Annotated in this window: 23 protein-coding genes and 1 pseudogene; 17 read left to right on the top strand and 7 right to left on the bottom strand. The window is 47.7% G+C overall.

Annotated elements, in window-relative coordinates:
• The first annotated feature begins 7 nt into the window (after positions 1-7).
• Together secA and SFSGTM_RS13725 are read left to right on the top strand one after the other, a co-directional pair.
• Positions 8-2,722: a preprotein translocase subunit SecA gene (secA, locus tag SFSGTM_RS13730; RefSeq protein WP_162085657.1), complete on the top strand. Its 2,715-nt coding sequence runs from the start codon at positions 8-10 to the stop codon at positions 2,720-2,722.
• Between the two features lie 54 nt (positions 2,723-2,776).
• Positions 2,777-3,928: a DUF2863 family protein gene (locus tag SFSGTM_RS13725; protein WP_162085656.1), complete on the top strand. Its 1,152-nt coding sequence runs from the start codon at positions 2,777-2,779 to the stop codon at positions 3,926-3,928.
• Between the two features lie 6 nt (positions 3,929-3,934).
• Here the strand turns inward: SFSGTM_RS13725 and SFSGTM_RS13720 are convergent, their stop codons facing one another.
• Positions 3,935-4,735 carry a tetratricopeptide repeat protein gene (locus SFSGTM_RS13720; RefSeq protein ID WP_162085655.1) on the bottom strand — a complete coding sequence of 267 codons (801 nt, stop codon included), beginning with the start codon at positions 4,733-4,735 and terminating at the stop codon, positions 3,935-3,937.
• A 281-nt stretch (positions 4,736-5,016) separates the two neighbouring features.
• Between SFSGTM_RS13720 and SFSGTM_RS13715 the strand changes: the two genes are divergently transcribed.
• The 13 genes and pseudogenes from SFSGTM_RS13715 to SFSGTM_RS13655 all read left to right on the top strand — a co-directional run bounded on the left by SFSGTM_RS13715 (position 5,017) and on the right by SFSGTM_RS13655 (position 13,548).
• On the top strand, positions 5,017-5,412 hold the full coding sequence (locus tag SFSGTM_RS13715; RefSeq protein ID WP_232525981.1) for a DUF4398 domain-containing protein: 396 nt from the start codon (positions 5,017-5,019) through the stop codon (positions 5,410-5,412).
• Between the two features lie 18 nt (positions 5,413-5,430).
• On the top strand, positions 5,431-6,339 hold the full coding sequence (locus SFSGTM_RS13710) for an OmpA family protein (RefSeq protein WP_162085654.1): 909 nt from the start codon (positions 5,431-5,433) through the stop codon (positions 6,337-6,339).
• A gap of 68 nt (positions 6,340-6,407) precedes the next feature.
• Complete coding sequence (locus SFSGTM_RS13705) at positions 6,408-6,560, top strand: DUF3309 domain-containing protein (RefSeq protein WP_353545125.1); 153 nt, start codon at positions 6,408-6,410, stop codon at positions 6,558-6,560.
• Between the two features lie 93 nt (positions 6,561-6,653).
• The gene (locus SFSGTM_RS13700) at positions 6,654-6,800 is read left to right on the top strand and encodes a lmo0937 family membrane protein (protein WP_162085653.1); all 147 of its coding nucleotides are present in this window, start codon (positions 6,654-6,656) and stop codon (positions 6,798-6,800) included.
• A gap of 47 nt (positions 6,801-6,847) precedes the next feature.
• Positions 6,848-7,060, top strand: coding sequence for a hypothetical protein (locus tag SFSGTM_RS13695; RefSeq protein ID WP_162085652.1), 213 nt, complete (start codon positions 6,848-6,850; stop codon positions 7,058-7,060).
• Positions 7,061-7,141: 81 nt separating this feature from the next.
• Positions 7,142-7,489, top strand: coding sequence for an ElaB/YgaM/YqjD family protein (locus SFSGTM_RS13690; RefSeq protein WP_434784330.1), 348 nt, complete (start codon positions 7,142-7,144; stop codon positions 7,487-7,489).
• Between the two features lie 8 nt (positions 7,490-7,497).
• Complete coding sequence (locus SFSGTM_RS13685) at positions 7,498-7,890, top strand: phage holin family protein (RefSeq protein WP_162085651.1); 393 nt, start codon at positions 7,498-7,500, stop codon at positions 7,888-7,890.
• A pseudogene (locus tag SFSGTM_RS13680) lies at positions 7,887-8,087 on the top strand (YqjK family protein); the annotation flags it as partial. The gene SFSGTM_RS13685 and the pseudogene SFSGTM_RS13680, both read left to right, overlap by 4 nt.
• A 122-nt stretch (positions 8,088-8,209) precedes the next feature.
• Complete coding sequence (locus SFSGTM_RS13675) at positions 8,210-9,355, top strand: AI-2E family transporter (RefSeq protein ID WP_174237421.1); 1,146 nt, start codon at positions 8,210-8,212, stop codon at positions 9,353-9,355.
• Positions 9,356-9,403: 48 nt separating this feature from the next.
• Positions 9,404-10,165, top strand: coding sequence for a Crp/Fnr family transcriptional regulator (locus SFSGTM_RS13670; protein ID WP_162085649.1), 762 nt, complete (start codon positions 9,404-9,406; stop codon positions 10,163-10,165).
• 72 nt (positions 10,166-10,237) lie between these two features.
• Positions 10,238-11,926 carry a PAS domain-containing hybrid sensor histidine kinase/response regulator gene (locus SFSGTM_RS13665; protein ID WP_162085648.1) on the top strand — a complete coding sequence of 563 codons (1,689 nt, stop codon included), beginning with the start codon at positions 10,238-10,240 and terminating at the stop codon, positions 11,924-11,926.
• A gap of 11 nt (positions 11,927-11,937) precedes the next feature.
• Entirely contained in the window at positions 11,938-12,789 is an 852-nt protein-coding gene (locus SFSGTM_RS13660; RefSeq protein ID WP_162085647.1) for a response regulator, read from the top strand.
• A 198-nt stretch (positions 12,790-12,987) separates the two neighbouring features.
• Entirely contained in the window at positions 12,988-13,548 is a 561-nt protein-coding gene (locus tag SFSGTM_RS13655; RefSeq protein ID WP_162085646.1) for a lipid-binding SYLF domain-containing protein, read from the top strand.
• Between the two features lie 65 nt (positions 13,549-13,613).
• Here the strand turns inward: SFSGTM_RS13655 and SFSGTM_RS13650 are convergent, their stop codons facing one another.
• Positions 13,614-14,354: a pteridine reductase gene (locus SFSGTM_RS13650; RefSeq protein ID WP_162085645.1), complete on the bottom strand. Its 741-nt coding sequence runs from the start codon at positions 14,352-14,354 to the stop codon at positions 13,614-13,616.
• Positions 14,355-14,399: 45 nt separating this feature from the next.
• Between SFSGTM_RS13650 and SFSGTM_RS13645 the strand changes: the two genes are divergently transcribed.
• Positions 14,400-15,545, top strand: coding sequence for a class I SAM-dependent methyltransferase (locus SFSGTM_RS13645; RefSeq protein ID WP_162085644.1), 1,146 nt, complete (start codon positions 14,400-14,402; stop codon positions 15,543-15,545).
• Positions 15,542-16,792, top strand: coding sequence for a lipid IV(A) 3-deoxy-D-manno-octulosonic acid transferase (gene waaA / locus SFSGTM_RS13640; RefSeq protein ID WP_162085643.1), 1,251 nt, complete (start codon positions 15,542-15,544; stop codon positions 16,790-16,792). The genes SFSGTM_RS13645 and waaA overlap by 4 nt, the downstream gene beginning before the upstream one ends.
• On the opposite strand, the gene SFSGTM_RS17135 is transcribed toward waaA, so the two are convergent.
• The 5 genes from SFSGTM_RS17135 to SFSGTM_RS13615 form a co-directional block, all read right to left on the bottom strand.
• Positions 16,769-16,993 carry a hypothetical protein gene (locus tag SFSGTM_RS17135; RefSeq protein ID WP_232525980.1) on the bottom strand — a complete coding sequence of 75 codons (225 nt, stop codon included), beginning with the start codon at positions 16,991-16,993 and terminating at the stop codon, positions 16,769-16,771. The genes waaA and SFSGTM_RS17135 overlap by 24 nt on opposite strands.
• Positions 16,994-17,208: 215 nt before the next feature.
• Complete coding sequence (locus SFSGTM_RS13630) at positions 17,209-17,484, bottom strand: BrnA antitoxin family protein (protein ID WP_162085641.1); 276 nt, start codon at positions 17,482-17,484, stop codon at positions 17,209-17,211.
• Positions 17,459-17,737 carry a BrnT family toxin gene (locus SFSGTM_RS13625; RefSeq protein ID WP_162085640.1) on the bottom strand — a complete coding sequence of 93 codons (279 nt, stop codon included), beginning with the start codon at positions 17,735-17,737 and terminating at the stop codon, positions 17,459-17,461. Before SFSGTM_RS13625 ends, SFSGTM_RS13630 begins: the two co-directional genes overlap by 26 nt.
• A 164-nt stretch (positions 17,738-17,901) precedes the next feature.
• On the bottom strand, positions 17,902-18,606 hold the full coding sequence (locus tag SFSGTM_RS13620) for a hypothetical protein (RefSeq protein WP_162085639.1): 705 nt from the start codon (positions 18,604-18,606) through the stop codon (positions 17,902-17,904).
• A 112-nt stretch (positions 18,607-18,718) separates the two neighbouring features.
• Positions 18,719-19,696: a tetratricopeptide repeat protein gene (locus SFSGTM_RS13615; protein WP_162085638.1), complete on the bottom strand. Its 978-nt coding sequence runs from the start codon at positions 19,694-19,696 to the stop codon at positions 18,719-18,721.
• Positions 19,697-20,055 lie beyond the last annotated feature (359 nt).

Below are 20,055 nucleotides of genomic sequence, written 5' to 3'. Positions count from 1 at the left end.
AATTACCATGATTTCATCACTGTTGAAAAAAGTATTTGGTAGTCGTAATGACCGCTTAGTTAAACAATATGTTGCTAAAGTACGTGCAGTTAACGCATTGGAACTACAGTTTCAGGCATTATCGGATACTGACTTGTGTGCCAAAACCACCGAATATAAAACCCGTTATGCCAATGGTGAGAGCCTGGATCAGTTGCTTCCCGAAGCATTTGCGACTGTGCGTGAAGCCGCGCGGCGTGTGCTGGGAATGCGGCACTATGATGTACAGTTAATCGGCGGCATGGTACTGCATGACGGCAAAATCGCTGAAATGCGCACCGGTGAAGGTAAAACGCTGATGGCAAGTCTGCCAGCCTACCTGAATGCCTTATCGGGCAAAGGCGTGCATATCGTTACTGTGAATGATTACCTGGCTAGCCGTGATGCCGCACAAATGGCACGGGTGCATAACTTCCTGGGATTGACAGTAGGCGTCAACCTGTCGCAAATGCCACATGATGAAAAGCAGGCAGCTTACGCGGCTGATATCACATATGGTACCAACAACGAATTTGGTTTTGATTACCTGCGCGACAATATGGTTTATCAGACATACGAGAAGGTGCAGCGTAGTTTGAATTTTGCCATCGTCGATGAGGTGGATTCCATCCTGATTGACGAAGCGCGTACGCCGTTGATTATTTCTGGGCAGGCAGACGATAGCACTGAGCTATATCTGACTGTCAATAAGATTATGCCTAACCTGCATCGTCAAACTGTTGAAGATGGAGAAGGCGATTTTTGGGTAGATGAAAAGGCGCATACCGTACTGTTGTCAGAAGCCGGTCACGAACGTGCTGAACAACTGTTAACTGAAGCTGGCTTGTTGCCAGTCGGTTCCAGTTTGTATGAAGCGGCAAATATCGGACTGATGCATCATGTGTATGCTGCGCTACGTGCGCATGCCTTGTACCATCTGGATCAGCATTATGTAGTGCAGAACAATGAAGTGGTAATCGTCGATGAATTTACTGGACGTTTGATGTCTGGTCGTCGCTGGTCTGAAGGCTTGCATCAGGCGGTAGAGGCGAAAGAAGGTGTGGCTATCCAGAAGGAAAACCAGACACTGGCATCAATAACATTCCAGAACTATTTCCGTATGTTTGCCAAGCTGGGTGGTATGACGGGTACTGCCGATACCGAAGCTTACGAGTTTCAGCAGATCTACGGTCTGGAAACCGTAGTTATCCCTACCCACAGACCTATGGTGCGGATAGATAAGATGGATCAGGTATTTCGCACTTCACGTGAGAAATATCAGGCGATTATTAATGATATTGCCGATTGTTATGCGCGCGGGCAACCTGTGCTGGTTGGTACAACCTCCATAGAAAATAATGAAAATTTATCAGCGTTACTGAAAGAAGCAAAATTACCGCACGAAGTGTTGAATGCTAAACAACATGACAGAGAAGCGGAAATTATTGCACAAGCTGGTCAGCCTAAAGCGATTACCATTGCAACTAATATGGCAGGTCGTGGTACCGATATTGTGTTGGGTGGCAGTATCGAACGCGAACTGGAAGCGGTACGTCTGGATGAGCAATTGCCTGATGCTGAGAAACAAAAACGTACTGAAACGTTGAAAGCCGCTTGGCAAATCGTACATGATGAAGTGTTGGCTGCCGGTGGTTTGCATATTATTGGTACTGAACGCCATGAATCACGCCGTGTGGATAACCAGTTGCGCGGACGTTCTGGTCGTCAGGGTGATGCGGGTTCCAGTCGCTTTTATTTATCACTGGAAGATCCGTTGCTACGTATTTTTGCGTCTGACCGTGTAGGCGCAATTATGGACAAACTGAAAATGCCTGAAGGCGAGGCGATTGAGCATCCATGGGTTACCCGTGCCATAGAGAACGCACAGCGCAAAGTAGAAGCGCGTAACTTCGATATGCGTAAACAGTTGCTGGAATATGATGATGTGTCTAACGACCAGCGTAAAGTGATTTACCATCAGCGTAACGAACTGTTAGAAACTCAAGACGTGTCCGAAACCATTACCGCGATGCGTGCAGACGTGTTGGCACAATTGGTGATGACCTACATAGTGCCTGGCAGTATGGCCGAGCAATGGGATATTGCAGGGCTGGAGCGTGCTTTGGCAGCGGAGTATCAGTTAACTTTACCGATACAGCAATGGCTGGATCAGGATGCTGCGCTGGATGAAGCGGGTGTGCGTGACCGTGTAATTGCAGCAGGTGATGCTGCTTATGCTGAAAAAGTTGCGTCTGTGGGTGACACCGGCATGCATCATTTTGAACGTGCGGTCATGTTGCAAAACATAGATACACATTGGCGTGAACATTTATCTGCACTGGATCATTTGCGTCAAGGTATACATTTGCGGGGTTATGCGCAGAAGAATCCTAAGCAGGAATACAAGCGTGAAGCTTTTGATCTGTTTTCCGGTATGCTGAATACGATTAAGCAGGAAGTGACACAAATCACCGCCACAGTGCAAATCCAGTCGGCTGCGGATGTTGAGGAATTGGATACACCAACTGGCTTGTCCAATGTGGAATATCATCATGCTGACTATGAAACTGTTCTGGCAGGCGAGGATACACCTTTGGCATCAGAAGGCAGCAATGAGGCACAGTATGCTAGTGTAGGTCGTAACGATGTTTGCCCATGTGGTTCAGGTAAAAAATTCAAACATTGCCACGGTAAATTAGCTTAATCAACCTGCGGCGCTGTGACCCTCACAGCGCCGCCACATAATTGGGGATATCGTATGAAACGCCATCCCGTACCAGCCAGCTTGCATCGTGAAACGGCTAAATTGATACGTTTAGCATTAGCTTTGCAAGAATCGGGTAGTCAGTTAGAAAGCCAGTCCTGGCAGGAGCAAATGCGTAAACACATCGCGCAAATGTTCCAGAAAAAACAAAATGAAACTTTAGAGCAAGCATTGGATTATCTGTGGACAGAAAATCCGCCTGCGTGTGAGCTGTTGGCGCAGCAAATAGAAAATTACGCCGAGAGCGTGACTGATGCCGCAGAGACTGATGCGGTCTTAATCGCCATTCCATTATTAGCCTGGTCACGCTATTCGATTCCCAGCGGACAAATTAGTAAATCGCGTTTACGGGAGTTGCGTACAGCCATGGCTAAATATCTGTTAGCCGATGCTGCACGGATTACGTTGATTGATGTTTTGTATAGCCCTGAACAATTGCCTGCAGGTTTCATAGAAACGCGCGCATTATTACAACAGATGATACCGCTGGCATTAACTGGGGAGGATATGCATGTTGATGTGAGCGACTTGCTTACTTCCGGTGAATATGTGGCGGATGTGCGCTATGTATTTGCGGCCATAGTGGTAGATAAAGGGGCGCCGTTATTCGCATGGCAGCAGGCTGAGATTACCCAGAATGAAGCTTTGCAAACCTGGCAGTTGCATACCAAGGATATCATCGCAGCATTATTGCCTGGGTGTCATGTACAGACCTTGTTGCCTAATGCTTTTTTCAGCGCATGGCGCAAACTGGAGTATGAAGCACGGGCTTTTTCTTTACGAGCCGCTGTTGCCTATTTATGCGAGATGCTGGAAATCGAAGCCTCTGCGTTACGTGCAGTGATTGCACCTTTTTATGACAAAGTGCTGGAAGAATATCGTATAGGATTCAGTCTGCTCAAGTCTAGTCAGGTACTGCATGGTGTGACCTGGCCGCTGATAGGGGATGAAAGTGATGAGACCGATATCATCAGTCAAATTGAAGCTGAGCTGGAAGGTTTAGGTAAAATTGTCGTTCTGACTACGGCCATGCCTATGGAACATTGCGATGATTGTGGTATGCCGCTATTTCCAAATGTTGAAGGTGAACTGGTACATCCGGAAATGCCGGAGCCTGTGACCCCAGCGCCTACACACTTGCACTGATCATTTTTACTTATGCTGCGCTAACCAGGATCGCGCCAGGCGTTTTGCTTCGGTAATGTCCTGGGGACGCATGATTTTTTCGATACGTGCTTTGTCTTCGCTGGCACTGGCTTCACCTCGTTCAGTTGCGATGCCGAACCATTTGCGTGCCTCTATGTAGTTTGCTGCTGTTTCCCCTTGCTTTTCGTATATCAATCCAAGATTTCTCTGGGCTGGCGTGTAGTTGAGTTCTGCCGCCTTGCGTAGCAATCGTATCGCCAGTTGTTGATCCTGGCTGACGCCCAGGCCACTGTTATATAGCATACCCAGTTCAGATTGTGCTGGTGCGTACGATTGATCCACAGCCAGGCGTAGCCAGCTCGCAGCCTGTTGATAATCCTGAGTGACGCCTGTTCCATTCGCGTATAGCATGCCAAGACTGTATTGGGCTTGCGCCACATGATGATCGGCGGCCTTGCGATACCAGATGGCTGCCTGCTGCAAGTCTTGCGTTACACCTTCACCGTTGGCATACATTAAGCCCAGGTTATTTTGCGCTGCTGGAATGTCCTGTTGTGCGGCTTTACGATACAAGTCAGCTGCCTGCTGATTATCTTTCGTCACGCCGCGTCCATGTTTATACAAAAGACCCATACCAAATTGTGCCAGGGCATCGCCTTGTGCAGCGAGTGGCGTCCATTCCTTTAATGCGCTGGCATAGTCACCCTTACTGTAAGCAAGAAATCCGTCAGTTACGGTTGCGTGACAGGGTTGGAATATGAGCAAGCTAATGATGAGGGCAAGTACTTTGCGTAGTGTGTATTTCATGACGGCTAAATATCTGTAAAGCTGGAAAGCAAAAATTCATCGGGGAACGATTACGCTGAATTTTAATATTATAGCTTCGTGCCACATCTTCCATTCACATTAATTCCCTGTTCAAAGTCATTTTTGGCGTTATGTACGTTATCGCACCGACAGGCTGATATTTGCCCCATAAGATGGCTGAATCAATCAGACAGACAAGTTGCTGTGACTGAATTGAAAATCGTTGTGCTCCTAGCTATGGCAACGGTTATGTTCAACGTTAAATTCAAGGGATGGAACCGATGATGAAAAAATATTACCAGATGACATCGTATCAAATGCTGCGCCGAATTGGCGTGACTGCAGGTGCAGTTATTTTTATGGCCGGGTGTGCAAGTACACCGGCACCCACGGCACAAATGGCTGTTTCCAGAGCTGCAGTGGTTGAAGCCAACAGCGCGGGTAGCAGTGAGTATGCACCGCTACAGCTGAAGTCAGCTACTGAGAAGATGGCTGGTGCTGAGCGTGCAATGGCGGATGAAGATTATGTACTGGCTCGGAAACTGGCTGAACAAGCGCAAGTTGACGCGCAATTAGCCAGTGCAACTGCGCATACCGCCAAAGCGAAAAAAGCCGCAGATGCTGTGCAAGAAGACAGCCGTGTGCTGCGTCAAGAATTAAATCGTAAGACTAACTAATTTCCCATGGAGTTTATCATGCAAAAAAAACTGTATTTCCCTATGACCCTGATTGCTGTTGCCTTGTTTTCTGGTTGCAGCTCAATACCACAGAACTCATCACTGACTGAAGCGCATAACAGTTATGACAGCGCACGAAGTAATCCTGAAGTCACGAATCTGGCTGCGGCTGAACTGCAAGTGGCTGGCAATTCATTGAGTAAGGCGGATGCGGCATTGAAAGACGGTGAGAGTGACGCTACTGTCAATCAGCTAGCTTACATTACGCAGCAACAGGTTGCGATTGCCCAACAAACCGCCCAGCGTAAAACAGCTGAACTGGCCGTTGCAGCAGCGAGCGCCAAGCGCAACGAAATGCAGCTGAGAGCAAGAACAGCTGAGGTCGATGTAGCACGTCAGCAGACTAATGCGGCTAATCAGCAAACAGCGATGGTGCAGCAAACAGCTGATCAACAAGCTGCCGCGTTAGTTGTTGCAAGTAATCAGGCCGAGAGTGACCAGGCGCTGATTGCCCAGCAAGATGCACAACTCCAGGCTTTGAATGCAGTAAAAACAGAGCGTGGCATGGTCATTACTCTGGGTGACGTTTTGTTCAATACCAACAAAGCTCAGTTGTCGCCACGTGGTACGCGTAGCGCACAAAAACTGGCTGATTTCTTAAAGCAATATCCACAACGCAAAATCCGGATTGAAGGTTATACCGACAGTACAGGTAGCGAGCAGCATAATCAGGTGCTCTCCGAGCGTCGCGCTGATGCCGTACGCAATGCCCTGTTGGATATGGGTGTTAATAGTGACCGTATCACTACGCATGGTTATGGCGAATCTTATCCAGTTGCGGGTAACAACAGCGCAGCACATCGTCAACTCAATCGTCGTGTAGAAATCATCATTTCCGATGGTAACGGTAATATTATGGCGCGCTAAGGTATTTGCTTAATACCTGGGCAACATTGCTCAGGTATGAATGACTGACATAACACTAGGAGCTGAAGATGGGACTTATTTTATTGATTATTGTAATACTGATGTTGGTCGGCGCATTTCCTGCCTGGCCACATAGTCGCAACTGGGGTTACGGGCCCAGTGGCGGATTTGGTTTGATTTTACTTATCCTGATCATATTGTTGTTGTTAGGTTATGTGTGATGAACTTTTTTGCTCGTTATGTGCGTTAGCGCACAGAGCTGAATTGTCAGCAAGCGGAGGATGCAGTATGAAACTTGAAAGGGAGTGTTAAAAATGCTTGAAACTATTGCAGTTATCTTACTCATACTGTGGTTACTTGGTTTAGTTACTTCATACACCATGGGTGGATTTATACACATACTTCTGGTTATCGCTATTGTTGTGATACTAATACGTGTCATACAAGGGCGAAGGCTGTAGCAATCAGTCACGTGCTGGTTACCCGTTTATTGATAGGAGATGATGAAATGAATGCAGTCAGAATGTTTGCAATCGTACTTATCGTGGCAGGCATCCTCGGATTGGCATATGGCAGTTTCACATATACCAAAGATACGCAGCAGGCCAAGTTGGGGCCGATAGAGCTTTCTGTAAAAAATACAGAAACAGTCAATATTCCTGTCTGGGCTGGAGTCGGTGCGCTGTTAGTGGGTGTAGTGCTGTTAGTGGTACGCAAATAATACAACTTATCCAGCCAGGGGCCGGACTTTAACTGGCTGGAAACTTTAGCAATTAACGTTATTAAGAGATAGGAATAAATCATGAATGCAATTGAACGTACAACTCAAAAAGGTATGGACGCTTTGTCAGAACAAGTCAGCAAACAACAACTGATTGCTGATTTCAAAGTGGTTATCGAAGATGCCGAAGCTCTGCTGAAAGCAACCGCGGGTCAAGGTGGTGAAAAGCTGACAGAAATACGCATTAAGGCCGAAGAGTCACTCAAAGTGGCCAAAGCGAATATGGTAGAAGCGCAGGAAGCACTAATCGCTAGAACCAAAGCAGCAGCTAAAGCTACCGATGTTTACGTACATGAAAATCCATGGAGAGCCATGGGTGTGGCTGCCGGTGTAGGCGTGGTGATAGGCTTGCTGATAGGCCGTCGCTAATCTGCCTCATGACTGATACCACATCTGGAGAGCACAAAGGGCTGCTCGACTCACTGACCACGCTGGCATCGACGCTGGTTGCTGTCACGCATACCCGTCTGGATCTGTTGTCCAACGATCTGGAAGAAGACAGGGAACACGTGATGGCGATACTGGTATCGACCCTGATTACCCTGTTTTGTCTGGGTGTGGGAGTTGTACTGGCCAGCATACTGCTCGTAGTGCTATGTTGGAACACGCATCCCTTCCTGGTGTTGGGTGCGCTTGCGGGAAGCTTTCTGCTGGCAGGTATGGTCGCATTGGCATTTCTCATGCACAAGGTGAAAACCAAGCCGAGAATGTTTGCAACGAGTCTGTCGGAGTTGTCGAAAGACAGGCAGGAATTGGTGAACAGGTTATGAGTAAAAAATTGTGTTTGCTGATTGAGCGCCGCAACCATCTGGTCGCACGGGCAGCATCGCAACGTCTGGCGCTGGCAGTCAGTATAGCGCCTTGGCGTACACCTTTGGCTCGCGTTGATCGTGGGCTTATGGTATTGCGCTATCTCAAGCAGCATCCGGCCTGGCTGATAGGCGGGGGTCTGGTGCTGGCGGCATTTCGTCCTGTTCGCATTGGCAGTTGGCTGGGGCGTGGCTGGCTAGCCTGGAAAGTTATGCGCCAACTCAGTGATAAGTAGTTGTGTGTGCTGAAGGGAATATAAAAGCGGATAAGGATGCGGGCATGATAGCGCCAGCTTCTGGCACGGTGGAAGGTGCTCATGCCTTTGTCGTTCACGTACCTGTTGATGCGCGAGGTCTGGCGCTTAGTATACTGGCTGCAGTTGCTGTGGTTTTTGCATTGGACTGGATGCAAACTTTTTTTGTACCCCTGTTGCTCGGTATTTTCCTGACTTATACGCTGAATCCTTTCGTCATATTGCTGGAGCGCATTAAAGTACCACGCCTGCTCGGTACTAGTATGGTGATTGTAGTATTTGTATGTGCATTCGCGCTGGGTGTTTACGCGTTGCGTGGGCAGATGCAGACCATTTTCCTGCAATTGCCCCAGGCTGCCAGCAAATTATCTGCCAGTTTGGTCAATATACGAGATGATCCGGGCGGTAGCCTGCAGAAGGTGCAAACTGCTGTGGGTGAAATGGAGCAGGCAGGCAGTCAGATAACGGGTGTTCCACCTGTGCACAAGCAACGAGTTACCCACATTGTTATCGATAAGCCTGGATTCAAGCTGGGGGATGTGATGTGGGCTGGTTCTGTGAGCGCATTAGGTTTTATCAGTCAGGCGACCATGGTGGTCTTTCTGGCCTTTTTTCTTCTCGCGAGTGGTGATACGTTCAAACGCAAATTGCTACGACTTACCGGGCCATCCCTGTCGAGGAAGAAAATTACGATCAACATACTTAGCGACATCAACAATTCGATCCAGAAATACATGTTCATGTTGTTAGTAACCAATGTACTGTTAGGCTTGCTGAGCTGGATCGCATTTCGCTGGACAGGTCTGGATAATGCGGGGGGATGGGCAGTGACAGCAGGTCTGTTGCATACAATTCCCTACATCGGCCCAATGTTTACCGCAGTTGCTACTGGAATGGTTGCCTATTTGCAGTTTGATTCGTGGTCGATGGGGTTGTTGGTTGCTGGTACTTCTCTGGCGATCGCCACGTTTATCGGTACTTTTGTAACGACTTGGGTGACAGGCAGAATTGCCAAAATGAATGCGGCTGCTGTTTTCATCTCGCTATTGTTCTGGGCATGGTTATGGGGGATATGGGGCATGTTGCTTGGTATACCGATCATCGTCATTATTAAAGTTATATCTCAGCATGTGGAACAGTTGCAACCCGTGGCGGAAGTTCTGGGTGAATAGCAACTGTTGGTGTGCAAGATGCTTCTACTATTTAAAACATATGCGTGTATGCTAACAGCATCAAGTTCGCGTCAAAAAGAGGATTTTTCGGTGGACTATGTGGACAATCCCAAACAGAACCATCTCCTTGCAGCACTGCCTGCGGCTGAGTTTGAGCGCATTGCACCTCATTTAAAATTGATCGCCATGCCACTGGGCGATGTTTTATATGAGTCGGGTGGTAAGTTGCAATACGTGTATTTCCCGACCACTGCCATTATATCGTTGCAGTATGTGATGGAAAATGGCGCTTCCTCTGAAATTGCGGGTGTGGGTAATGAAGGCATGCTGGGTATTTCTTTGTTCATGGGCGGTAATACCACACCCAGTCGAGCGATTATCCAGACTGGTGGCCATGGTTATCGTGTGCCAGCAGCGCTGATAGTGCAGGAGTTCAATAGTGGTGGCCTAATGATGCGGCTGATGCTGCGCTACACACAGGCATTAATTACCCAGATATCACAAACTGCAGTCTGTAATCGCCATCATTCAGTTGAGCAGCAATTATGCCGTTGGCTGTTATTAACACTGGATCGGCTGCCAAGTAACGAGCTGACGATGACGCAGGAACTGATAGCCAGCATGATAGGCGTACGTCGCGAAGGGATTACCGAAGCCGCCGGCCATTTGCAACAGGCTGGTTGTATTAGTTACCGTCGTGGTCATATTACGGTACTCGATAGATCAGGTCTGGAATCCCGTGTATGTGAATGTTATGCCGTCGTTAAAACTGAATTCAACCGATTATTGAGTGATGTATGTGTACGTTAAGCTGGAAATTACAGTTGTACGCTGCAGCAATACTTATTGTCAGCCCCTCTAGCGCAATAACATAGGAATATCATGCCAATTAAAATTTACGATACCGATATTACCGATTCCGCAGTGAATGCTGTGGAGGGCCAGCGTCAGCAAGCACTGCTGAAAACAGGTGCCTTGCAGAGCGCAATTCTCAATAGTGCTAATTTCTCGATTATTGCCACGGATGAAAAAGGCATAATCCAGCTATTTAATATCGGTGCAGAACGCATGCTCGGCTATATGGCCGCAGAGGTTGTGAACAAGATTAACCCTAGCGATATACATGACCCGGAAGAAGTTATGGCGCGTGTACAGGCGTTGAGCAAAGAGTTATCTACGACAATTACGCCGGGCTTTGAAGCCCTGGCATACAAAGCCTCCCGTGGTATCGAAGACAGCTATGATCTGACCTACATCTGTAAGGATGGCAGCCGTTTCCCGGCCATCGTGTCGATCACAGCATTGCGTGATGATTATGATGACATCATCGGCTATTTGCTGATCGGTGCCGATAACTCGGTGCGCAAGCAAGTAGAGACCGAGCTGACATATGCCAAAGCTGCCGCGGAAAAGGCTAATCTGGCAAAATCCGAATTTCTTTCCAGTATGAGTCATGAATTACGCTCGCCGCTTAATGCGATACTGGGTTTTGCTCAGTTAATGGAATTGGGCACGCCATTGCCCACTCCTATGCAGAAAGCCAACATTAACCAGATTCTTCAGGCTGGCTGGTATCTGCTCGAGCTGATAAATGAGATTCTTGATCTTGCCTTGATTGAGTCTGGCAAGTTGTCGCTGTCGCTTGAACCCATGTCGTTGTCCGAAGTACTGCTGGACTGCCAGGCAATGATAGAGCCACAAGCGCTAAAAAGTGGCATACACATGAGTTTCCCCAAGGTTGATGACGCGTATTTTGCTTATGCCGATAGAACACGGGTCAAGCAGGTGCTGGTTAATCTGCTGACCAATGCAATTAAATATAATTGCGCAGGTGGATTGGTTGAGGTCACTTGTAGCGTCAAAGCACCTGAGCACATACGCATCAGTGTGCGAGATACTGGCGAGGGATTGTCTGCTGAGAAGCTCGCGCAACTATTCCAGCCATTTAATCGTCTCGGGCAAGAGGCGGGTGCTGAAGAGGGGACTGGCATCGGTCTGGTGGTGAGTAAGCGTCTGGTTGAACTGATGGCGGGTGAGATGGGGGTGGAAAGCACTGTCGGTGTAGGGAGTGTGTTCTGGATAGAGCTGAAAGTCGCATCGCCTATGAGTTTGCTCACTAGCATGAACTATCCCCATGATTTGCCGCAATGCCCAATTCCTCATGGCACCAAGTTGAGTACGTTATTGTATATAGAAGACAATAAGGCAAATATGCAGCTGGTGAAACAGCTGGTAGACCGTCGCGACAATATGCGCCTGTTAAGCGCGGTAGATGGCACGCGCGGTATTATGTTGGCTCGCATACACCAGCCAGACGTGATTTTGATGGATATCAATCTGCCAGGTATTAGCGGTATTCAGGCGCTTAAAATGTTGCTTGAAGATCCTGTTACGGCACATATTCCGGTAATGGCTATCAGTGCTAATGCCATGCCGCATGATATACAAAGAGGCTTGAATGCTGGATTTTTCCGCTATCTTACCAAGCCGATCAGGATCAACGAATTTATGGAAACACTTGATGTGGCGCTGGAATTCGCGGAGACAGGGGCAGAACATGCAGTTAACTAGGAAGCACTTTGATGATTAATACTACTGATATTCTGAATGCCAATATTCTGATTGTAGATGATCAGCAGGCCAACATTGATTTGCTTGAGCAAATGTTGACGGAAGCTGGTTATAGCAATTTCACGTCAACCACTGATCCTTTTGCGGTATGTGCATTGCATAGTGAACATCATTTTGACTTGCTTCTGCTGGATCTGCAGATGCCTGGCATGGATGGTTTTCAGGTGATGGAAGCGCTACAGCAACTTGAAATTGACAGTTATGTTCCTATACTAGTGATTACCGCCCAGCCTGGTCATAAGCTGCGTGCGCTGGCTAGCGGAGCGAAAGATTTTGTGTCAAAACCGTTTGATCTGGTTGAACTCAAGACGCGTATCCACAATATGCTGGAAGTGCGATTGTTGTATAAGCAACTTGAACAACACAATCAGATACTGGAACAGATGGTGCAAGAACGTACAGCTGAATTGCGGGAAAGTGAAGCGCGTTTTCGTTGTTTGGCGGAATTATCTTCCGACTGGTATTGGGAGCAGGACGCAGTCGGGAACTATACCAGGACGCATGGTGCGGTGCTGGAGATGCTTGGCATACCTGCTGAAGATGCACCTGATGATGCTGTGTTATCTCAAAAAAATGAGAGCGAGCTAGTGATATTAAGGGCAAATATTGCTGCACGCCGTCCATTTCTCGATCTGCTTTTTCGTCGTCAAAGTGTGGATGGTGAATATCAGTATTTTCAAGTGAGTGGCGAGCCTGTGTTTGATGCATCAGGGCGCTTTACTGGGTATCGTGGTATAGGCAGAAATGTGACTGAGTGTATGGGGGCGGCATCCATACGCCGATGTGAGTTAAAGCCAGTGTGAGTATTGTTTGCTATGTGTGCTGGCGCACAGATGTGGTGTATTGATAAGCGTAATCTCCTTTCTCAACAGGCGGAACATTCAGTGTTTCAATTGTGATTGCTTCGGTCGGCACAGTGGCCGAAGTGGCTGTTTTTGCAAACAGCCAGGCATAGTGCCAATCAGGTCGAGGTGACCATTTGTTATATTAGGAGATACACCATGATTACACGACGTAGTTTTACTAATTTGCTACTCGTTACCGCGACAGCATTCACGCTGGGTACGATGAGTAATGTTGCCAGTGCAGCGACAGCAGAAGATTTGAACAATGATGCGCAACAGGCACTGAATACTTTGTATAAGTCACATCCATTTGCAGAGGATATTTCCAAGAAAGCCAAGGCAACGCTGGTATTCCCTAATATCGTCAAAGCTGGCCTGGTGTTCGGCGGCAGTTATGGTGAGGGCGTGCTGTACAAAGGCACCGGCGTGAGCGGTTACTACAACTCAGTCTCAGCTTCGTGGGGTCTGCAAGCAGGCGCACAATCATATGGTTATGTAGTGTTCCTGATGAGTGATAAAGCCGTTAAGTATCTGCATAAATCCAAAGGCTGGGAAATCGGCGTGGGCCCAACCGTGGTCGTAGTAGATGAAGGCGTTGCCAAGAATCTTTCATCATCCACTTTGAAAGATGATGCTTACGCATTTATCTTTGATCAGCAAGGTCTGATGGCAGGTATCAGTATCGAGGGTACTAAAATCTCACCTATCAAACGTTAATTTCTAATTACGACGTTGAAGCTGACCCGTGTATAACGGGTCAGCTTTTTTGTGTCTGAGATATTTCAAAGTTTGACGCTACGGCCACCATCCACATTAATCACCTGTCCTGTGACATACGGGGCATTCGCTATCAAATAGTAAACTGCCAGTGCGATGTCATCAGGATTACCAGCCTGCTTGAGTATGGTGTGGGAGATGATGCGTTGGCGTGAAACTTCATCTATCTTGTTCGCCTCTTCTGGCCACAGTATGGGACCAGGCGCAACGGCATTGACGCGCACTTCCGGACCCAGCTCGCGTGCCAGAGATTTGGTGAGGCCGTCCAGTCCTGCTTTGGCTATGCTGTAAATTACATAATTTTTCATCGGCCGTTCAGCGTGTATATCACTGATATTGACGATACAGCCACGCTGTTTGCGCAGTTCTGGCGCAGCAGCCTGGGCGAGGAACAGCGGAGCTTTTAAATTGGTACCTATCAAATCTAGCCAATCGTCTTCGCCAATGCTGCCTACAGGAGTGGCAAAGAAACTGGAGGCATTGTTCACCAGCGCATCCAGACGGCCATAATGGTTGAGTGTGGTGCTGATGATATTGGAAAAACTGGTGCAGTCGAGTAAATCGGCCTGAATCAACATGGCTGAACCGGCGCGTAAGCTGTTTAACTCAGCTTGCAGCTTACGCGCTTCCTTGGCGGATTGATGATAGTGAATCACCAGATTGGCACCCGCAGCATGCAGGCGACGACATATCGCTGCCCCTACCCGTTTTGCGCCGCCTGTGATTAATATCGTTTTGCCATCCATCGTATTTCCTTTATCCTTGCACTTTTACTGTTCTACGTCGAGTTTATGTCATTACCCGTACCTACGCCTGAAGCATTATCCATTAGCCAGCAACTGGTGCAAGTCATTAACGAGGAAATACAAGCCCGTGGCTGGATATCGTTTGCACGCTATATGGAATTAGCATTGTACGCACCTGGTCTGGGTTATTACAGTGCGGGGGCGGCGAAACTGGGTGCGGCAGGTGATTTTGTGACCGCGCCTGAAATTTCACCCTTGTTTGGACGCAGTCTGGCGCAACAAGTTGCACAGGTTTTGCGGGTAACGGGCGGGGATGTGCTTGAGGTTGGCGCTGGCAGCGGGCGTTTGGCGTGTGATATCTTGGCTGAATTGATACGGCTGGAGTGCGCGCCTGGTCATTACTACATTCTGGAAGTGAGCGCAGACTTACGTGAGCGGCAGCAGCAGCTGGTTGCCAAAGAGTTACCAGACTGGATAAATAAAGTGCAGTGGCTGAGTGAGCTTCCCGCTGCATTCACTGGATGCATTATCGGCAACGAGGTGCTGGATGCGATGCCAGTGCATATCATTCATCAGATACAGCACGGCTTGTATGAACGCGGTGTGGTGAGTGAAAACCAGCAATTCGTCTGGCAGGATCAGCCGCTTACTCAAGGTGTGTTATTCGATGCAGCAACTGCATTGGCGTTAATGCCCGATTACCTCACCGAAATCAATTTAAGCGCGCAGGGCTTTATCAGCAGCTTGGGTCAGTGCCTGCAACGCGGCGCAATAGTGATGATAGATTATGGGTTTGGCGAGGGCGAGTATTATCATCCGCAACGCAATCAGGGTACGCTGATGTGCCATTATCGGCAGCACGCTCATCCTGATCCATACTATTTGCCCGGCTTGCAGGACATTACCGCCCACGTTGATTTCACCGCTGTGGGGGTGGCGGGCATAGATGCAGGTTTGCAGTTGGCTGGTTACACCAGTCAGGCGCAATTTCTGATTAATTGTGGGATTACTGATTTGTTAGCACTCACTTCAGCTGATGATGTTGCCGCCTATGTGCCGCAAGTTGCGGCGGTGCAAAAACTTATGAGCCCAGCTGAAATGGGTGAGCTGTTCAAAGTGATGGCATGGACACGGGCTATGGAGATGCCACTGCTCGGTTTTACACAAGGCGATCAAACGCGGCGATTATGATAGCGAGATTCTTTTATAACCTACTGATCTGGTTGCTGCTGCCTTACACGCTCATTCATCTGCTATGGCGTGGTCGCAAACAGCGCGGATATTTACTGCACGTTGCCGAGCGCTTTGGTTTTTATACCCAGCAAGTGACGCGCCCAGTGATCTGGCTGCATGCGGTATCCGTGGGAGAAACCCGAGCAGCGAAACCGTTAGTCGAGGCCTTATTGGCCGCCTATCCACATCATCAGATTTTACTCACCCATACCACCCCTACCGGGCGAGAAACCAGCGAGCGCCTGTTTGCTGACCGTGTGTGGCGAGTTTACCTGCCTTATGACTTTCCGTTTGCTGTGCGCCGGTTTGTGCGCCACTTTCAGCCGCAATTGGGTTTGCTCATGGAAACCGAGATATGGCCGAATTTAATTAGTATCAGCCATCAACATCATATTCCCATGATGTTGATCAACGCGCGCCTGTCAGCGCGTTCTGCGCGTCGTTATGCCAAGCTGGGCAGGCTAATTCCCGACACGCTGACGCAGTTCACTCACATTGCCGCTCAAACCGAAGAGGATGCCACACGCTTGCGGCAATTGGGTGGGCAAAACGTGACGGTGACGGGTAATTTGAAGTTCGATAATGCACCGCCTGCTGAATTAGTTGCGTTAGGGCAGCAATGGCGTAGCCAAATCGGCAGCAGATTAATATGGGTTGCAGCGAGTACGCGGGCAGGTGAAGAGTCGCTGATACTGGATGCCTGGCAAGCTATGCCTGATAAACCATTACTCGTCATCGTGCCACGCCATCCGCAACGTTTTGACGAGGTTGCAGCATTGTTACAGCAGCGTCAGTTACGTTATCAGCGCCGCAGTTCAGGTGAGGTAATTAGCGCAGATACGCAAATCTGGTTAGGCGACAGCATGGGTGAGCTTTACGCCTATTATGCACTGGCGGATGTCGCATTTATCGGCGGTAGCCTCATGCCGTTAGGTGGGCAGAATCCTATAGAAGCGGCGGTAGTAGGTTGCCCCATTATCATCGGCGCGTCGATGTTTAACTTCGCCGAAGTCGCGCAAACCGCCATCACCAGCGGCGCGGCAATGCAAGTGCAAGACGTAGCCAGCCTGACCCATGCCGTCGCCGAACTCCTCGCCGACGAGCCACGCCGTCAACAAATGCACGCAGCCGCGTTAACTTTCAGTGGCAGTCATCAGGGTGCTACAGGGCGGTTGATGACGTTAATTAACCAGTGCCACTTGTAACAAGACTGTATTATGAGAATCGTGCGCAAGACCATTACTGGGACTGATCAGCAAGACAGCTGCGTTAAAGCGCGGATTGATGCTGGCCACTATACCATCGACAGTGAATATATCCGCGATGCGCTGATTGACGGGGAAGCCAGCGGAGAACCAAGCCCATTCGATGCTGACGCTTTCAAACAGCGAATGTTGACCACGCATGGCTGAGTATCGCCTTACTCCCGCCGCCTGCGGCATTGCGACATTCGTATACTGTGTGACCGCATGGATGCGCCACGCTATCTGTGACTAGGGGTTTCCCATGAACATTAAATGCTAAATGGAACGGCAGGGTTTAATAATTGAGATTTTAGTAGTTGTATTTGTGTGAAATGTAAGGTTCGCCCACGTTGTTTCGATTTTGACTGAGCAGCGTCTTATGCCGGAGAATGATTTTTGAGCCACTCGCGCAAGGCTGAGTCCACACGGGTTTGCCAGCCATCACCGCTTTCGCGGAATTGCTCAACCACGTCTCGTGATAACCGAATGGTAATGCGTTCTTTGGTTGGCGCCTTCTGGGAGCCACGCACTCCTAGTTTATTTCTAAGGGACAGTGGCAACACTTCAGCGGCTGGCTTGAATTTTGCCATATCTTCTGCGGTCAGTTCGCGGATCTCGCCGTCACTGTTAATTAATGGTTTGCGGCTTGCCATGTTTATTTGCCTCTCTCGTATTAGCTTTACGGAAACTGATTACCCGAATGCCCGTTTCGGTCTCGGTAAAGCACAGCACGTGCAGCCGGCAATCCAGGTAGCACAGCGCGATGTAACGAGTTTCGCCATATGCTTTTCGGGTATCAGGAAATACCAGCGCAGTATTGAAATCGACTTCTGCCGCTCGATCAAACGAAAGTTGACGCTCTTTGATATTTCGTTCGTTCTTGATCGGATCAAAATCGATTTTCATGCACTAAAGTGTATGTACAAATAGATATTGTGTCAAGGTATATTGTATGCACACCAACACCCTATGCTTTCGCGTGAAAGTAATACACACTTGGGTCTGGCTATAAATTGATATTTTGGTTGTCATCCTCACTGAATGGTGGGATGACATTTTTTCTATGTGCCTTATTGATAAAGCTCGTTTGCGACCTTATCAGCTAGTTTTTCCACATTGGTAAGTAATCCGATATAAGACTTATCTGGATTTGCCGCCAACGAATCGAAATTCGGATAGGCGTAATCAGACACCTCTAAATTAACGACGCGCTCCTGATTAGCAGGTTTTGCGTAATTGTTGTTGGAATCGAAAATAGACACCAAAACAGATGAGCGTGGGTGGTAGTCTGAACCGTTATCAGCTGCAAAATACTGAGATGTTAGTCCATCAATTACGACCACTTTTTGTACTTTTAATCCGCTATCCATCGCATAAGAAAGGTGCTTGTTGTCATCTGCCTTTTTGGTCACTTGTACCAATTGTGGATTAATGCCTCGGCTCTCCAAATCTTGTTTTAGCTTATTGTTAAATGCATCTTTAAGCGTTAACGCATCAGGGTGAGCTGCTAAGTATTTTTGATATGCAGTCTGCATCGCTTCCGAGTGTGAGTTCATTGTTGAAACTGATGCTGCCACATAAGCAACGCCTATGATCGTATAGCCTGTTACAGCAAAATCGACACGAGGCTTAACGGCCTCAGTTTGGAAATTCAGGCCAATTTCTTTTGTATTTTTTAAAGTCCCCTGCACAGGCATGGCGCTATCAATTGGCATGGTAGAACAAGCGCTTAAAAAAAGTGAAGTTACAACTCCAGCCAGTATTATTTTGTTCATAAAAATCCTTTAGTTTTAAATTGATTCTAGGTGGTAGCACCTATTTCTAATATTGCTTAAGCAAGTTTGTCTTGGCAAAAGGTGGGGAAATCCTCACGCGACATCTGGCTGTCTAATTAACGGCGGTATCAATACCTGCGGCAACAAAATCAGATACCTTCGTTTGTAACTCTGCTATGACATCTTTTGGAGCGTTCGGCGCATTGCTAGCTGCTTGGTACAATTCAAGGGCTTTTTTAAAGTTGCCTTGAGCGTGCTCACAATATGCGGCATTAAATAGGATGATGCCGTCAGAAGTTCCGTCCGTAATGAGTTGGTTATATATTTTAAGCGCGGTATTTACATCTCCAGAACTTGCTAAACGATAAGCTTGTTTAAGTTTGTCATTTGCGATCGGCAGGGACGAGTCTTCCTCGATCAGTTTTGAAATTTGTTTATCGGTCTTTGGTGTAAATTTAGCCGTTAATTTGTTTGATACAACGTCGGCAGCCTTGCCAAGTAGAGTTTCTGAATCCACAAGGTTGCCCCCTGTGTCTTGACAAACTTTAGATATCTCTTTGTCAGATCCAACATCTGCTGTGATCGTTTTTTGAGTTATCGCATCTCTAAAAGTGATTTTCCCGCTGACCGTCGCTGTCCTAGTGTTACAGCCCACGTAAAAGTGACTTGCTTCATTGTCATGGCAGACAAGCTTACCATTTTGGCATTGCGCCCTTATTTCTGAGCTTCGTTCATCATGAACTTCGTATAAATCGGTTGAAATATCGACAATGGCCCATTGTGTATCTTTCATCTCATTTGTAGCAGGTGGGGTGGTACTTACCTGATCAAAATAAGCAGATTGATTAATGCGAAAACTGGTTAGATTGTTCTCTAATCGTGAGAATAGCGGATTAGATGATGAGTTGTTCTGCAATATTAAGTGCCGATATTTAATCGTTTCATGAATAGGTGGTGGTTCAATAAAAACAATAGATGTGGCACCTAATGCCATTCTTAATTTATCAAAAAATCCAGCATTGGCGGAAATGGAAAAACAAATTGACCCGCAAATAATAGCGGAAGATAATTTTTTTAAGTTGTATTCCATTCTGCTTTTCCCTGTCTTTTTCTAATAATGTTATATGCGGTAATCTCTGTTAATGTTGGCAGAATATAACCTACATGTAATCTTGATGTCAATCAATGGTTATTTGATTCGTTTGAGGGGGTGTATGGTAGTTGTGGCTAGGGATGTGGGGCGGGTAATGAACATGGAGGTGTGTTGCCTATTGCACGGAGTGGCGTGGAGTCCTGGGGGGCAGCTGGCTTGCCCAAATAGACGTTCAAGTATTTCTTTGCACAGGTTTTTACCAAACCATGTAAGGCGATGGAGTGGATGTAAAAGATGATGCCACGTTAGACTTATAGTCGATGCACGTATTTTATCCTACACACAGGGAATGAGCA

The organism is Sulfuriferula nivalis (genome assembly GCF_009937995.1).
GTDB classification, from domain to species: domain Bacteria; phylum Pseudomonadota; class Gammaproteobacteria; order Burkholderiales; family Sulfuriferulaceae; genus Sulfuriferula; species Sulfuriferula nivalis.
This window is presented reverse-complemented; position numbering and strand designations above follow the sequence as displayed.

Excerpts from the sequence above, each read along its gene's own strand:
- secA (WP_162085657.1), top strand. The coding sequence starts at position 8 with ATGATTTCATCACTGTTGAAAAAAGTATTTGGTAGTCGTAATGACCGC.
- SFSGTM_RS13725 (WP_162085656.1), top strand. The coding sequence starts at position 2,777 with ATGAAACGCCATCCCGTACCAGCCAGCTTGCATCGTGAAACGGCTAAA.
- SFSGTM_RS13720 (WP_162085655.1), bottom strand. The coding sequence starts at position 4,735 with ATGAAATACACACTACGCAAAGTACTTGCCCTCATCATTAGCTTGCTC.
- SFSGTM_RS13715 (WP_232525981.1), top strand. The coding sequence starts at position 5,017 with ATGATGAAAAAATATTACCAGATGACATCGTATCAAATGCTGCGCCGA.
- SFSGTM_RS13710 (WP_162085654.1), top strand. The coding sequence starts at position 5,431 with ATGCAAAAAAAACTGTATTTCCCTATGACCCTGATTGCTGTTGCCTTG.
- SFSGTM_RS13705 (WP_353545125.1), top strand. The coding sequence starts at position 6,408 with ATGGGACTTATTTTATTGATTATTGTAATACTGATGTTGGTCGGCGCA.
- SFSGTM_RS13700 (WP_162085653.1), top strand. The coding sequence starts at position 6,654 with ATGCTTGAAACTATTGCAGTTATCTTACTCATACTGTGGTTACTTGGT.
- SFSGTM_RS13695 (WP_162085652.1), top strand. The coding sequence starts at position 6,848 with ATGAATGCAGTCAGAATGTTTGCAATCGTACTTATCGTGGCAGGCATC.
- SFSGTM_RS13690 (WP_434784330.1), top strand. The coding sequence starts at position 7,142 with ATGAATGCAATTGAACGTACAACTCAAAAAGGTATGGACGCTTTGTCA.
- SFSGTM_RS13685 (WP_162085651.1), top strand. The coding sequence starts at position 7,498 with ATGACTGATACCACATCTGGAGAGCACAAAGGGCTGCTCGACTCACTG.
- SFSGTM_RS13675 (WP_174237421.1), top strand. The coding sequence starts at position 8,210 with ATGATAGCGCCAGCTTCTGGCACGGTGGAAGGTGCTCATGCCTTTGTC.
- SFSGTM_RS13670 (WP_162085649.1), top strand. The coding sequence starts at position 9,404 with ATGCTAACAGCATCAAGTTCGCGTCAAAAAGAGGATTTTTCGGTGGAC.
- SFSGTM_RS13665 (WP_162085648.1), top strand. The coding sequence starts at position 10,238 with ATGCCAATTAAAATTTACGATACCGATATTACCGATTCCGCAGTGAAT.
- SFSGTM_RS13660 (WP_162085647.1), top strand. The coding sequence starts at position 11,938 with ATGATTAATACTACTGATATTCTGAATGCCAATATTCTGATTGTAGAT.
- SFSGTM_RS13655 (WP_162085646.1), top strand. The coding sequence starts at position 12,988 with ATGATTACACGACGTAGTTTTACTAATTTGCTACTCGTTACCGCGACA.
- SFSGTM_RS13650 (WP_162085645.1), bottom strand. The coding sequence starts at position 14,354 with ATGGATGGCAAAACGATATTAATCACAGGCGGCGCAAAACGGGTAGGG.
- SFSGTM_RS13645 (WP_162085644.1), top strand. The coding sequence starts at position 14,400 with ATGTCATTACCCGTACCTACGCCTGAAGCATTATCCATTAGCCAGCAA.
- waaA (WP_162085643.1), top strand. The coding sequence starts at position 15,542 with ATGATAGCGAGATTCTTTTATAACCTACTGATCTGGTTGCTGCTGCCT.
- SFSGTM_RS17135 (WP_232525980.1), bottom strand. The coding sequence starts at position 16,993 with ATGCGTGGTCAACATTCGCTGTTTGAAAGCGTCAGCATCGAATGGGCT.
- SFSGTM_RS13630 (WP_162085641.1), bottom strand. The coding sequence starts at position 17,484 with ATGGCAAGCCGCAAACCATTAATTAACAGTGACGGCGAGATCCGCGAA.
- SFSGTM_RS13625 (WP_162085640.1), bottom strand. The coding sequence starts at position 17,737 with ATGAAAATCGATTTTGATCCGATCAAGAACGAACGAAATATCAAAGAG.
- SFSGTM_RS13620 (WP_162085639.1), bottom strand. The coding sequence starts at position 18,606 with ATGAACAAAATAATACTGGCTGGAGTTGTAACTTCACTTTTTTTAAGC.
- SFSGTM_RS13615 (WP_162085638.1), bottom strand. The coding sequence starts at position 19,696 with ATGGAATACAACTTAAAAAAATTATCTTCCGCTATTATTTGCGGGTCA.